This is a genomic window from Mesorhizobium waitakense (genome assembly GCF_056431085.1).
On the sequence record NZ_JBWKME010000064.1, the window covers coordinates 43,460 to 57,363 of the forward strand.

The 13,904-nt window shown below is 63.5% G+C and carries 13 protein-coding genes; 4 read left to right on the forward strand and 9 right to left on the reverse strand.

Features of this window, described 5'->3' with window-relative positions; genetic code table 11:
- Positions 1-15 precede the first annotated feature (15 nt).
- Positions 16-1,419 carry an aminotransferase-like domain-containing protein gene (locus AC07FD_RS15465; RefSeq protein ID WP_478350533.1) on the forward strand — a complete coding sequence of 468 codons (1,404 nt, stop codon included), beginning with the start codon at positions 16-18 and terminating at the stop codon, positions 1,417-1,419.
- Between the two features lie 13 nt (positions 1,420-1,432).
- On the opposite strand, the gene AC07FD_RS15470 is transcribed toward AC07FD_RS15465, so the two are convergent.
- The gene (locus tag AC07FD_RS15470) at positions 1,433-2,323 is read right to left on the reverse strand and encodes a LysR family transcriptional regulator (protein ID WP_478350534.1); all 891 of its coding nucleotides are present in this window, start codon (positions 2,321-2,323) and stop codon (positions 1,433-1,435) included.
- A gap of 131 nt (positions 2,324-2,454) precedes the next feature.
- Here AC07FD_RS15470 and AC07FD_RS15475 point away from each other — a divergent pair, with 131 nt between their 5' ends.
- A complete protein-coding gene (locus tag AC07FD_RS15475; protein ID WP_478350535.1) occupies positions 2,455-3,894 on the forward strand; it encodes an MFS transporter in 1,440 nt (479 codons plus the stop codon).
- A gap of 23 nt (positions 3,895-3,917) precedes the next feature.
- On the opposite strand, the gene AC07FD_RS15480 is transcribed toward AC07FD_RS15475, so the two are convergent.
- From AC07FD_RS15480 to AC07FD_RS15490, 3 genes are all read right to left on the reverse strand, one after another.
- The gene (locus tag AC07FD_RS15480; RefSeq protein ID WP_478350536.1) at positions 3,918-4,415 is read right to left on the reverse strand and encodes a MaoC family dehydratase; all 498 of its coding nucleotides are present in this window, start codon (positions 4,413-4,415) and stop codon (positions 3,918-3,920) included.
- A 194-nt stretch (positions 4,416-4,609) separates the two neighbouring features.
- Positions 4,610-5,038: a phasin family protein gene (locus AC07FD_RS15485; RefSeq protein WP_478350537.1), complete on the reverse strand. Its 429-nt coding sequence runs from the start codon at positions 5,036-5,038 to the stop codon at positions 4,610-4,612.
- A 110-nt stretch (positions 5,039-5,148) separates the two neighbouring features.
- On the reverse strand, positions 5,149-6,444 hold the full coding sequence (locus AC07FD_RS15490; RefSeq protein ID WP_478350538.1) for a DUF445 domain-containing protein: 1,296 nt from the start codon (positions 6,442-6,444) through the stop codon (positions 5,149-5,151).
- A 276-nt stretch (positions 6,445-6,720) separates the two neighbouring features.
- Between AC07FD_RS15490 and rirA the strand changes: the two genes are divergently transcribed.
- A complete protein-coding gene (gene rirA, locus AC07FD_RS15495; RefSeq protein WP_095087491.1) occupies positions 6,721-7,185 on the forward strand; it encodes an iron-responsive transcriptional regulator RirA in 465 nt (154 codons plus the stop codon).
- Between the two features lie 151 nt (positions 7,186-7,336).
- Here rirA and AC07FD_RS15500 read toward each other — a convergent pair whose 3' ends face one another.
- Genes AC07FD_RS15500 through hemP form a run of 5 tightly spaced genes read right to left on the reverse strand, consistent with a single transcriptional unit; the run spans position 7,337 to position 11,496 of the window.
- Positions 7,337-8,128 (reverse strand): heme ABC transporter ATP-binding protein, encoded by a 792-nt coding sequence (locus AC07FD_RS15500; RefSeq protein WP_478350539.1) that lies wholly within the window; start codon positions 8,126-8,128, stop codon positions 7,337-7,339.
- A 22-nt stretch (positions 8,129-8,150) separates the two neighbouring features.
- On the reverse strand, positions 8,151-9,254 hold the full coding sequence (locus AC07FD_RS15505) for a FecCD family ABC transporter permease (RefSeq protein ID WP_478350540.1): 1,104 nt from the start codon (positions 9,252-9,254) through the stop codon (positions 8,151-8,153).
- An 11-nt stretch (positions 9,255-9,265) separates the two neighbouring features.
- Positions 9,266-10,174 carry a heme/hemin ABC transporter substrate-binding protein gene (locus tag AC07FD_RS15510; protein ID WP_478350541.1) on the reverse strand — a complete coding sequence of 303 codons (909 nt, stop codon included), beginning with the start codon at positions 10,172-10,174 and terminating at the stop codon, positions 9,266-9,268.
- Positions 10,175-10,185: 11 nt separating this feature from the next.
- Positions 10,186-11,247: a hemin-degrading factor gene (locus AC07FD_RS15515; RefSeq protein WP_478350542.1), complete on the reverse strand. Its 1,062-nt coding sequence runs from the start codon at positions 11,245-11,247 to the stop codon at positions 10,186-10,188.
- 42 nt (positions 11,248-11,289) lie between these two features.
- Positions 11,290-11,496 carry a hemin uptake protein HemP gene (hemP, locus tag AC07FD_RS15520; RefSeq protein WP_457155520.1) on the reverse strand — a complete coding sequence of 69 codons (207 nt, stop codon included), beginning with the start codon at positions 11,494-11,496 and terminating at the stop codon, positions 11,290-11,292.
- A gap of 200 nt (positions 11,497-11,696) precedes the next feature.
- On the opposite strand from hemP, the gene AC07FD_RS15525 reads away from it, so the two are divergent.
- Entirely contained in the window at positions 11,697-13,901 is a 2,205-nt protein-coding gene (locus AC07FD_RS15525; RefSeq protein WP_478350543.1) for a TonB-dependent hemoglobin/transferrin/lactoferrin family receptor, read from the forward strand.
- Positions 13,902-13,904: the final 3 nt, after the last annotated feature.

Below are 13,904 nucleotides of genomic sequence, written 5' to 3' on the forward strand. Positions count from 1 at the left end.
AACAAGGCAGTACAGATGACGATAACAGCGCTTGAGACTGAGGACACGGTCACTTTGGTCGAGAGTGTGATGGCGACTGTCCGCCAGCGGATTGCCGCGCGAAGCCTGACTCCGGGGGCGCGATTGCCGTCGATCCGCGCCTTCGCCAAATCCATGCAGGTTTCCAAATCCACCGTGGTCGAAGCCTATGAGCGGCTCGCCGCAGAAGGCGCTATCCGTTCCCGGCCGGGCTCAGGCTTCTATGCCGCCGGCTCGCTGGCGCCGCTGTCTCTGGCCGAGATCGGTCCCCGGCTCGATCGCGCGGTCGATCCGCTCTGGATCTCGCGCCAGTCTCTGGAGGCAGGCGATGACAGTCTGAAACCCGGCTGCGGCTGGCTGCCGGCCGCGTGGATGCCCCAGGCAGGGTTGCGTCGCGCGCTGCGCACCGTGGCGCGCGCCGAGGATGTCGCGCTCGCCGACTACGGCACGCCGCTCGGCCTGCCGCCGCTGCGGAACCTGCTGGCTCGGCGCATGGCCGAGCATGGCATCGAAGCCTCTCCCGAACAGATCATGCTGACGGAATCGGGCACGCAGGCCATCGATCTCCTGTGCCGGTTTCTGATCGAGCCCGGTGACACGGTACTGGTCGACGATCCCTGCTATTTCAATTTCCACGCTCTGCTGCGCGCCCATCGCGCCAAGGTCGTCAGCGTTCCCTACACACCGTCCGGGCCGGATATCGAGCTGTTCGCGCAGGCGTTGACCGAGCACCGGCCTCGGCTCTACATCACCAATTCGGCCATCCACAACCCGACCGGCGCGATCCTGTCGCCAGTCACGGCCCACCGGCTGCTCAAGCTCGCCGATCAATCCGACCTGACCATCGTCGAGGACGACATCTTTGCCGATTTCGAACATGCGCCCGCCCCTAGGCTGGCGGCATTCGATGGCCTGAGCCGGGTCGTCCAGATCGGCAGTTTCTCCAAGACGCTGTCGGCGTCTGTTCGCTGCGGCTTCATCGCGGCGCCCCGCGACTGGATCGAGCGCCTGACCGATCTCAAGATCGCCACCACCTTCGGCGGCGGGCGGCTTGCGGCCGAATTGGTGCTGACGCTGCTGAAGGACGGCAGCTACCGCAAGCACATGGATCTGCTGCGGGCGCGGCTTTCGCGCGCCATGGGCGAGACGAGCACCCGTTTGAAGGCAATCGGCATCACGCCCTGGATCGACCAGCCGGCCGGGCTGTTCCTGTGGTGCAGCCTGCCGGATGGCGTAGATGCGGCCGAAGTCGCCCGCCGGGCTCTCGCCGACAACATCGTGCTGGCGCCCGGAAATGCGTTCAGCCTGTCCCAGACCGCCAGCCGCTTCCTGCGCTTCAACGTTGCCCAGTGCGCGGACGAGCGGATTTTCAAGGTGGTTGAGGCGGCGATGGCGCGTTGATGTTGCTAGGTGGTCAGCGAGCCGCACAGACCTCCCGCACACAGTCGCGCAGCCAGCGCTGTGCCGGATCGGCATCGAGACGCGGATGCCAGAGCATGGAGATGGTGACCTCCACGGTGGCGACCGGCAGCGGAAAGCTGTGCATGCCGGCGCGCGCGCCTTCGGTGTGCCGCTCGGGAACGCTGGCGATCAGGTCCGATGCACGCGCCAAGGCAAGCGTGGCCGAAAAGCCGGAAACCATGCACACGACAGTCCGCTGGAGTCCGAGCCGCTCAAGGGCTTCATCGATCGGCCCTTTCTCGCGGCCACGCCGCGAAACACTGATGTGGCGGCCGGCCGCGTAGCGCTCGGGCGTCATGACGCCCTCGCTCATGGGATGGCCAGCGCGCACGGCGCCGATGAAGCGGTCGCGAAACAGAGCCTGAATGCGCATCTCGGGTCCGGTTTCACCGGCGACGCCGATTTCCAGGTCAATCGCCGCCTCGCGCAGCGGCGTGACATCCTTGTCGGACTTCGGCGCGAAACGCAGTCGCACGTAAGGCGCATCGGCCTGGATGCGAGCGACGAGACGCGGCGCGAACTCCTCGACGAAGCTTTCATTGGTGCGCAGGGTGAAAGTCCTGGCGAGATCTGAAAGGTTGAGGAGCGTGGCAGGGCGCAGGAGTGCTTCCGCATCCTGGACGACGCGACCGGCCTGCTGCCGCAACTCCTGCGCACGCGGTGTCGGAACCAGACCGCGGCCGGCGCGAACCAGCAGCGGATCGCCCGTCGCCTCGCGCAGCCGCGCCAGCGTCCGGCTCATCGCCGAGGGGCTGAGACCAAGACGATTGGCGGCGCGCGCCACACTGCCTTCGGTCAGCAGAACGTCGAGAGCGACGAGCAAATTGAGATCGGGCGATGCCATCGGCGGAACATAGCACATGATATGGCGTTTGGTGCACGAATAGCATGCAAATGCTGCGCCTTCCGCCATATCAGTCAAAAGACTAGATCTCCGACAGCTCCGGTTATGGAGCCGATGGAAGGGAGATCGCCTTGGCAATCGCAGAGAATAATGAGCGCGTATCGGCGCCGCCCCAGGTCCAATCCTCCCGCCGGGCGCTGGCGAGCCTTTCGCTCGCCACCCTGCTGTCGTCGCTGGGAACCAGCATTGCCAGCGTCGGCCTGCCCTCGCTGATGCAGGCGTTCGGCGCTCCGTTCCAGTCGGTGCAGTGGGTTGTTCTGGCCTATCTGCTCGCCATCACGACATTGATTGTCAGCGCCGGACGGCTGGCCGACATGTTCGGGCGCCGGCCGTTGCTGCTTGGCGGCATCGCGCTGTTCACGCTGGCATCCATACTCTGCGGCCTGGCGCCAACGCTCTGGCTGCTGATCGCCGCGCGGGCCGTGCAAGGACTTGGTGCGGCGCTGATGATGGCGCTGACGCTGGCTTTTGTCGCCGAAACGGTGAGCAAGGCCAAAACCGGCAGTGCCATGGGCCTGCTCGGCGCCATGTCCGCGATCGGCACGACACTTGGGCCTTCGCTCGGCGGCCTTCTGATCGCGGGCTTCGGCTGGCGGGCGATTTTCCTCGTCAACGTGCCGCTGGGCGTGCTGACCTTCGCCCTCGCCTATCGTGCCTTGCCGGCGCGCAGCAAGGCAGCGCAGGCTAATAGAGGCAAGTTCGACGCCGTAGGCACCGCCCTGCTGGCCCTGACGCTGGCCGCCTATGCGCTGGCCATGACGCTTGGCAGGGGCAACTTCAGCGCACTCAACCTCGGTCTGCTGATAGCTGCCGGCATCGGCGTCGTCCTGTTTGCCGCCGCGCAGGCGAAAGTGAAGAATCCCTTGATCAAGCTTGCCAGCTTTCGTGACCTCCAGTTGAGCGCCAGTCTGGCCATGAGTCTCGTCGTCGCAACTGTGATGATGGCGACCCTGGTAGTTGCCCCGTTCTACCTGTCGCGCGGGCTCGGGCTCGATGCCGCGAGGGTCGGCCTCCTGCTGTCGACCGGCCCGCTCGTCTCGGCCTTGTCGGCGCTGCTGGCCGGACGCCTGACCGATCGCTTCGGAGCCCACAGGATGATGGTTGCCGGTTTGGCCAGCCTTGCCACAGGCACGTTTCTGCTGTCGCTCGCCATGACGAAACTCGGCATTGCCAGCTATGTCTTGCCGATCACCGTCACTTGCATCGGCTACGCGCTGTTCCAGACGTCCAACAATGCAGCAATCATGACCGGTGTCGGCGCTGGCGAGCGCGGCGTCGTCTCCGGCCTGCTCAATCTTTCGCGCAATCTCGGCCTCATCACCGGCGCATCGTTGATGGGCGCCGTCTTCGCCGTCGCATCGGCTGGGGAACAAGACATTCTGAGTTCCGCGGCTGCCGCCCGGGGAATGCAGGTCACCTTTCAGACGGCCACGGCGCTGGCGCTGGTCGCGCTGTTCCTGGCGCTGCTCTCGTCACACGCCACCGGCCGCGCGCAACCCAGCGTTTCGTAGGGCACGATTTGATTGGCGGCCGTTCAGGCCCCTGCCCGCTTGCGGCGCTCATAGAGCATGACCAGTGTTTCGGCTGTCAGGGCAGGCTTTTCCTCGCCTTCGATCTCGACCGTGTTGGCCGCCTTCATCAGATACTGGCCGGGGCCTCTGTCCTCCATGGACAGCAGTGTGATGCGCAGCCTGATGCGCGCGCCGACCTTGACCGGCGCCAGGAAACGCACCTTGTCGAAGCCATAGTTGAAGGCAGCTTGGGTGTTTTCCGGCACGATGCCCATGCCGAGCGCCAGCGCGCCGATGATCGACAGCGTCAGGTAGCCGTGCGCGATCGTCGTGCGGAACGGGCTTTGCCGTCGCGCCCTCTCGGGGTCGACATGGATCCATTGATGGTCGCCGGTGCATTCGGCGAACTGGTTGATACGATTCTGGTCGACCGTCGTCCACTCAGACACGCCAAGCTCCTGCCCGGCCATCGTCCTCAACTGCTCGTAGGTCGGCGGCGTCTTGGGCCGTATTTCGTTCATTCCTGGTTTCCCGATCGCTTCCAACGCCTCCGGACCACGAACTGGCGGCTCCTGTCAATTCGTTCTGCACGAATCCGTTCCGCAGATTCCGGCTGCAATCGGCCCATGCAGCCCGGCGCAGTGGCAGGTCAAATCGGGATTTCTTGGGCTTTCGTGGCTGCCGGCGGCAACAATGCCACCTTGGCCGGAGACCGCTACTTCCTGTCGTAGCCGGCGCGGATTTCCTCCATCGCCTCCTTGATGCGCGTGCGCAAGATTTCGACCGATTCGGTTCCGGATTTCTTGACCAGTTCAGCCACTTCGCCGGCGTTCTTCAACGCAGCCTCGAAGGATTTGCGGGCGAATTCCGTCTGTTTGGCCATCAGTTCCTGCGGATTGCCCGGCGCCCGGTAGCTTTGCGCCATCTCGGTAACTTCGCGCAGCGTGTCCTGCAGCATTTCGCGCTGCCTGGACAACAGCGAGGTCGCGCCGGCGGCACTGGCTCGGGCCGATTTTTCCAACGCCTCGAGGTTCTTGCGATGATGCGCAAGAATTGCCTCTACATCGACGTTGGGCACTTTCAGGTCGCGGCCGAACTTGCCGAACATGTCCATGAAGGAATCGGATTCCGGTTGCTTGGCCATGATGGTCTTCTCCCCTGTCGCCGCCGATTGGGCTCCCGGACGGGAGAATAGCACCGAAGTGCTGCGTGTCCATTCGGACGCAGTGGAATCGGTCCAGGGCCGAATGCGCGTCAGCCGACGAGGAACAGCCGCTCGGCGACATAAAGCACGACGCCGGCAAGCCCACCGATGATCATGCCGTTGAAACGGATGTATTGCAGGTCCCTGCCGATGTTCATTTCGATCAGCCGCGTCAGCTGTGCCAGGTCCCAGCGCTTGACCTGGTCGGCGATGAATTTCGACACGCCGTTCTTCTGGCTCTCCACGAACGAAGCGAGCGCCACCACGAACCCCTGGTTCATGTCGGCCCGGATCTGCGCATCGCCGGCAAGATGGCGGCCGACCTCGACGAACATGTTGGCGAGATGCGTGCGAATGATCGACTCGGGCGCCTTGGCGTCCTGCTCGATGAACTGGCTGAGGCTCGCCCACATGTCGCCGGCCAATCCCCTGACCTCCGGCCGGGCCAGGAAATCGCGTTTCAGCTTCTCGGCGCGCTTGGCATATTGCTTCGATGTCCTGAGCCTTTCGATGAAGGCTTGAGCGAAACGGTCGAATTCGGCGCGCATTGGATGGTCGGGATCGGCCCGCACCTCGTCGAGCAGCGAACCGGCCGAGGCGACGATCTTCTTCAGCAGGTAGGCGTCGGCGCGGAACAGGTTGAACAGCGACGGCAACTCCTCGCGGATCTTCTCGCGCATCGTCGCCAGCGCCTGCTCGTCGTTTAGGAACCGGCCGATCACCTTGGTGAATTCGTCGAGCAGTTTCTGGTGGCGACGGTCGCCGGTGAGCGCCGACAACAGCTCGGCAGCCAGCGGCGCCAGCGGCACCTTTTCGATCTGCTCGAGCATGCGGCTGGTGACGAAGCCACGCAGGCCGGATTGCTCGACGGCGGCAAGCGTCTGCGGTACCAGCCGCACGACGAAGCGCGACAGGCCGGCCGCACGTTCGGAATCGGCGAGCCAGTCGGCGACCAGCGCCGAGAAATCGACCTCGGCAAGCTTTTCACGCACTGGTTCGGGCGCCAGGAAATTGACCTCGATGAAGCGGCCGAGATTGTCGGCAATGCGGTTCTGGTTTTCGGGGATGATGGCGGTGTGCGGGATCGGCAATCCCAGTGGCCGCCTGAACAAAGCCACCACCGCGTACCAGTCGGCCAGCCCGCCGATGGTCGCAGCCTCGGCAAAGGCAGCAACAAAGCCGAGCCACGGATAGATGTGCTCGAACGACTTGGCGAGCGCAAACACCAGCACGCAAAGCGCTAGCGCCGCCGCCGCGATAAACTTTGTCCACCGCAAGGCGGAAAGCTTGGCCTCCGCGTCGGCATCGAAACGGACAGGCGCCAGCGACTGGACCGATTGTGACATGGATGAGCTGCTCCTCGTCAATCTCGGGCCTATTTAGTGTTTCATCAGGCGAAATGCCCGTTTCAGCCGGTTTCGCTCGCACCTTGCCCGGATGCACACACAAAGTTGACGAGAATGTTCATCTATTGTCCCCGGCTAGTCTGGAATTGTTCCAAGGTATAGGCCATATTCCGCCCAGGCCAATGTGGCGAATCCGAAATTTCGGGGTCAAAGCCGCATCAGTAAAGTTTTGAAATCTGGCGTGGTTCTACCGCACCAGCGCGTTGTGAGGACAAAATGCGGCTTACGCGCCAGACCAACTATGCCATGCGCATCCTGATGTATTGCGCCGCCAACAATGACCGATTGAGCCGCATCCCCGAGATCGCGGCCGCCTATTCGGTGTCGGAGCTGTTCCTGTTCAAGATCCTGCAGCCGCTGGTCGAGCACGGCCTGGTCGAAACCGTGCGTGGCAGGAATGGCGGCGTCAGGCTTGGCCGCGCCGCTGAGTCCATCAGCCTGTTCGATGTCGTGCGCGTGACCGAAGAGAGCTTCGCCATGGCCGAATGCTTCGAGAACGATGCCGCCGAATGCCCGCTGGTCGACAGCTGTGCGCTGAACTCGGCATTGCGCGAGGCGCTGAACGCGTTCTTCGCGGTGCTGGAGCGCTACACGATCGCCGATCTCGTGGCGGCGCGGCCGAATGTGCGCAACCTGCTCGGTATCGACATGCTGGTAGAGCGCCGCGCACCCGCTGCCTGAGCAAGTCTCCCCGTCTGAGTAGGTCTGTTGAGATTCAAGTCAGGCCGAGTCGAGAATGGCGGGTTCCGAGAACCGGAACGGAGGCACTTTCGGGTACGTGAGTACCGGAAGCGCAGGAACCCGCCATTCGCAGGCCGGCCTCACCTGAATATCAATAGACCGTCGACTGCGGCAATACGAATGGCATGTCGCCGGCAGGCAGCACGCCGACCCTGAGCCGGCAGTCGAACACTTTTTCGATCAGGTCGTCGCTCAGCACGGCCCGCGGCGAGCCGGTGACAGCAAGCCTGCCGCGATGCATGACAAAAATCCGGTCGGCAAACATGGCCGTCAGATTGAGGTCGTGCAGGATGGCGACCACGCCGCCGCCCCTTCTGGCGAAGTCGCGGGCGATGTTCATGATGATCAGCTGGTGCTTGATATCCAGGCTGGAAACCGGCTCATCGAGGAACAAATAGCGCGGCTTGCCGTCGAGCACCGGCGCCCAGACCTGGCACAGCACGCGCGCGAGCTGGACACGCTGCTGCTCGCCGCCTGAAAGCTCCTGGTAGAAACGCCCGGCAAAACCGTCGAGGTCGACCCGGGCCAGCGCCCGTTCCGGCAACCGCGCGTCCTCGCCCGCTAAGACGCCCGAGCGGCCGCCGACAAGGCCAAGCTTGACCACCTCCCGCACCGTGAACGGAAACGACAGCGTCGTCGCCTGCGGCAGCACGGCCCGATGGATGGCGATCTCGACCGGCTTCATCCCCAAGAGATCGCGGCCGTTGAGGACAACATGTCCGGTGTAGGCGAGTTCGCCGGACAGCGCCTTGAGGAAGGTCGTCTTGCCGGACCCATTGGGGCCGACGATTGCCGCCACTTCGCCGGGGCGTGCAGCGAAATCGACACCGGCAACGATGCGCTTGCCGGCGATCGCCACGGAAACATCCCTTGCCTCGATCATCCGAGCCTCACAGGTTCCCAAATCACAAATCAACGACGCCGCGCTTGCGCAGCAGTATCCACAGGAAGAACGGCGCACCGGCGATCGCGGTGACGATGCCGATCGGCAATTCGGCCGGCGCCACGATGGTGCGCGCGACGGCGTCGGCCAACAGCAGCAGCGAGGCGCCGAGCAGCGCCGATGCCGGCAGCAGGTAGCGATTGTCGGGGCCGATCAGCAGCCGCAGCAGATGCGGCACGACGATGCCGACGAAACCGATGCCGCCGCTGACGGCGACGGATGCGCCGACCGCCGCCGAGACACCGATGATGGCCGTGTACTTCAGCCGCTGCACCGGAATGCCGAGATGGCCGGCGGTCGCCTCGCCCAGCGCCAGTGCGTTGAGGCCGCGCGCCAGGAACGGCATCGCCGCCAGCGCCAGCACGATGATCGGTCCGACCGAAGCGATCTTCGCCCAGGTCGCGCCACCGAGCGATCCGAGTTGCCAGAAGGTCAGGTCGCGCAACTGCCGGTCATCGGCCATGAAGATCAGGATGCCGGTCAGCGCCATGGCAAGCGCCGCCAGCGCGATGCCGGCGAGCAGCATGGTGGCGACCGAGGTTTGTCCCCGTCGCGTGGCAACCTGGTAGAGCACCAATGTCGTGGCAAGCCCGCCACAGAATGCCGCCAACGGCAGCGCAAGCGTGCCAAGCCAGGCCGTCATCGGCGCCAGCACCGTGGCTCCGAGCACGATGACGGCAACCGCGCCGAGGCTGGACCCGGCCGAAACGCCGATCAGGCCGGGATCGGCGAGCGGATTGCGGAACAGCCCCTGCATGACAGCGCCGGAGACGGCGAGTGCTGCGCCGACCAGCATGCCGAGGCTGATGCGCGGCAGGCGGATGTCGTAGACGATCAGCCTGTCGCGGGCGCCCAACGCGGCGTCGCGGGGCACGGTGCCGAACAGCCAGTCGCTGATGACGTTGGCGGCTGATGCGTCCGACGCCCCCGACGTGAGCGACAAAAGCACGGCAATGACGAGCCCCAGGCACTGCAGAAGGATGATGATGCGGGCGCGATCCGAGCGATCGCCGTCGGATGCCCCCGCCATCACCTTCACCGGGCCGGCGATTGATTGATCGACCATGATCTGCCCGCTCAATCCGTGACCTGCCCGCCATAAAGCGAGACGGCGAGATCGTGGATAGCATCGGCCGTGCGCGGCCCGAAGCCGAGCAGATAGGCGCCGTCGATGCGGATCAGCTTGCGTGCGGCACCCGCCGGCGTCGAGGCGATGGACGGATTGGAGAACAATTCGTCGTCCGAGACCGGAGGCCCGGCATTGCTCATCATCAGGATCGCGTCCGGCCTGGCGGTGATGATCGCCTCGCCGGAGATTTGCTTGTAGCCGGAAAAGCCTTCGACCGCATTGACCCCGCCGGCGAGCTTGACCATGCCGTCGGCGGCGGTCTCGCTGCCGGCCGCCAGGATTTTGCCGCCCTGTATCGACAGCACGAACAGGATGCGCTTGCGCTGCTTGATCGAAGCCGTCTGCTTTTCGGCTGCGGTGAGCTTGGCATCAAGCTCCCTGGCCAGCACCTCGGCCTTGGCGTCGACGCCGAGTGCCTTGCCGACGATGCGGACCTTCTCCAGGATGCCTTCGTGGCTATAGTGTTCGGGCACTTCGATGAACGGGACGCTCGTCTTCTTCAGCACATCGACGGCTTCCTTGGGACCACTGCCGTGCAGCGCAAGGATGCCGGTCGGGTTGACCGACAGCACGCCTTCCGGCGACAGCTGGCGCATGTAGCCGACATCAGGCAGATCACGTGAGGCCTTCGGATACCGGCTGGTGGAATCGCGAGCCACCAGATGCTTCTCCTCGCCGAGCGCATAGACGATCTCGGTGATGGAGCCGCCAATGGCAACTATCTTCGAGCTATCGGCAAAGGCGGTCGCGCCCTCGGTGGTGTTGCCGGACTGCAAGGCGACAAAAGCCAGGGAGAGACCGATTGCCGGTCCAAGCGCCAGCCTGAGAACACGCGCCAGTCTGGAAAAGGGAACCATAGGTATCGTCCTCAGGCTGCGGTCGGGCTTGGGATGCGCGGCAGGTGTTCCGCCAGGAATCGCCAGTCGTCGCGCTCGCTCTCGCCTTCGTGGCGTTTGCCGAAGAACTGGATGATCATCTTGCCGTTGGCATCATAGACTTCGAGCGAGATGACGTGACCGTCCTTGGTCGGCTTGCGCACCGCCCAGACCTCATGGATGTGGTCGGTTCGCAGGTGCAGGTGGAAGGTCTCGTCCAGTACGTTGATCCATGGCCCCATCGGCTTGATGGATTTGACCGGACCGGAATGGATCTGGATGCAGCCGCGATTGCCGACAAAGCACATGATCGGCATCTCGCCCTCGGCGGCATGATGGAACATGTGGCGGACGGCGTCATTGTCGAGCAGCCAGGCATAGTCCTGGCCGACCATGCGCACCGCCTGCCGGCGGCTGAGCTTCAGCGTCTTCAGCATGCCGAAGAACTGGTGCACGTCGGTCAGCCGGCTCCAGCGGTCGCGCAGATCGTCGAGATTGGCGGTGGTTTCCCCGCCATGGACCTCGTCGTCGGGGATGTGTCCAGAAATGTCGATCGTCGGCTCCTGATTCGACGATTCGAGTGCGGCGACCAGCTTCTGGTAAGCATAGAGACTGGAGGCAGGCCGCAGATGCACCTTGTGCACCGCCTCGCCCGCCGCGTCGAAGAACTGCAGGCTGCGGCGGATGTCGTCGCCATCGCGCTTTTCCACGGCAAAGCCGTGCGCCCAGACTTTCGGGAAGATGCGCAGATCGATGTTTTCGCCGAGTACCATGGCATTGTGGTTGCCGGTGACGATCTTGTCGTAGACGCCGATCTTCTCGTGCACCGCACTTTCGTTGCGGGTCAAGGCCATGACTTGGCCGACTGCTTCGAGGCCGGTCAGGAGATCGTTGACGCGCGGCTCGATGCGGACAATCCCGTCGCCGCAATGCGCGGCGATGAGCTCGGCCTCCGAAATGCCGAGCTGGGCAGCCAGATCACGCTCGCGCGTCTTCGGATTCTCTGTCCGTGCCCGCCGGATTTCATGCGGGGCGGGTTTTACGCGCTGGTCCATGTTTCGTCCCTACTGCCATGCCTTACTTGTTAAAAATGGGCCTTACTTGTTGAGAATGAGCTTGCCCTGGCGGGTGATCTTCAGCCGGTAGAGCGCGCCATGATGCTCGATGCCGATCTCGTGCTCCCCCTGGAACAGGGTGTTGCTGGACAGCGTTCGCACCGCCAGCGGAACCCGGTCGAAACGGGTGGAGGTGTCGTCGGAACGGCGGACGCGATAGCGAAAGTCATTGGGATTGTGTGTGTTCATCTTGATCGATCCCTTTCCTGTGCCGGGCGCCTGGCTAGGCGTTGCATAAATGCCGATTCATTTCTTGACTTTAATAATCATGTTTACTAGTCAGTGCAATACCGGAGTAAATGAGTCAACATTAAGACGCCGGACACGATCAAAAAACGCCAGCGAGCCCCAGGCCAGCCAGCACCGAACCTGGACTTTGGAGTTGGGGCATGGGGTTGATGAATTGGGAATGGCGCGGCCGGTTTGACACTGGCCCGTCTGATGAGGGTCTTGGCGGGCGATCCACGACAAGAGCAATGGCGGCCTTGCTGGCAAGCGTCGCGGCAGTCGCTTTGCTGGCGCCACCGGCAAGCGCCCAGCAAGCGGCGCAATCACCGAAGGCTGAAGAGGCAAAGCCCGCCCCGGCGGGCGCAACGCTGCTCGACAAGATCCTGGTGCTGAGCCGCACCGGCGAGACGGCGATCGAATCGCTGGGCTCAGTCAGCCATATCGACCAGGAACAGCTCGACCGCCGCATGGCGACGACGCCGAACGAGATGCTACTCGGTGTGCCCGGTATCGCGGCGCAGGCCGACGCCAGGCGTGTCAGCACCAGCATCAACATCCGTGGCCTGCAGGATTTCGGTCGCGTCGCGGTTATCGTCGACGGCGCCCGCCAGAATTTCCAGCGTTCCGACCACGGCACGCAGTCGACCTTCTACATCGATCCTGAGCTCGTCAAATCCGTCGACGTGATCCGCGGTCCTGTCGCCAATACCTATGGCTCGGGCGCCATCGGCGGCGTGGTCTTCTTCGACACCAACGATGCCGAGGGTTTCCTCAAGCCGAACGAGACATGGGCTGGCTCCGTCACCGGGCGCTATGAGAGCAATGGCAAGGGCTGGACCACCAGCGCATCCGGCGCCTGTCGCTTCAACGAGAACTGGGGTGCGCTCGGCAACATCGTCTACCGCAACTATGACGACTACAAGGATGGAGATGGCGACACCGTCAAGGGCACTGGCTTCGACGTGCTCAGCGGCCTGCTCAAGACCACCATCCGACCGACCGACAACAGTGAGCTGAAGCTCGGCTGGGTCGGCTCAAGCGATGGCTGGAACGAGATCAGCGGTGGCGCGCCGGTGAATGATGTCGACCTGAAGTCGAACACCTCCACAGCCCGCTACAACGTCACCGACGAAGACAAGAGGTGGCTCGATCTCCACATCAACACCTCCTACAATAAGACCAACCTCGACCTGACGAGCCTCGTCCCGCTAAAACGCTTCGATCCGGTCACCGGCCTGCCTGTGGTGCTGCCGACAGGTTCGACCTCGACCTTCGATGTCGGCACGACAAGCATCGACATCTGGAACACGTCCAGATTCGAGACCGCCGGCGTCGCGCACGAACTGACCTATGGCGGTGACTGGGCGGGCGACAACGTCAAGACCGGCGGAACGGCCGGCGGTGACAGCTTCTACACGCCTTCCGGCAAGCGCAACGTTTCCGGTGCCTATGTCCAGGACAAGCTCACCTGGGACTGGCTCGAAGTCATCGCCGGGCTGCGTTACGACAATTACAGCCTCAAGGATGATACCCACGAGACTTCAGGCGATAGAGTGTCGCCGCGCGTCACCGTCGGCGTCTCGCCTTTCGAAAGCGCTGGCCTTGCCGGCCTGCAATTCTATGGCACCTATGCGGAAGGCTACCGTTCTCCCTCGCTGACGGAGACGCTGATCAGCGGCAACCATCCGGCCGGCGTTTCCTTCCCGTTCCTGCCCAACCCCAATTTGCGCCCTGAAACCGGCAAGACGACGGAATTCGGCGTCAACTACAAACAAAATGACATCCTGGAGGCCGGCGACGCGCTTCGCATCAAGGCGGCCTATTTCAACAACAATGTCGATGATTATATCGACGGCGTGACGCTGTCGCCGTTCGACCCGACCAGCGGCTGCCCGTTCGGCCCGGGCATCCCGATCTGCTTCCAGTATCAAAATTTTGCCAAGGCCAAGATCAACGGCTTCGAGATGGAGGGGGTTTACGATGCGGCATGGGGCTATGCCGGACTTTCCGCCTCCATCATCAATGGTCACACCATATCCTATGAAGGCGACCGGGCAGACCTTGCCACCATCCCGTCCTCTCAGGTCACGGCCCAGCTCGGCCTGCGCTTCCTCGAGGACAAGCTGACCGTCGGTGGCGAAATGCAGTACAATGGCAAGCCGAAGGGCAATGCGGTGGCCAAGAACTATACGCTGGTCAACGCCTTCGCCAGCTATCAGGCGACCGACAATCTGAAGGTCGATTTCCGCGCCGACAATCTGTTCGATGTCAAATACGCCAACCCGTTGAACGGCAGCACGACGGTCGCGGTCTATGAACCGGGCATAACGCTGAAGCTGGCGGCAACGATGCGATTTGGAGGCTGACGG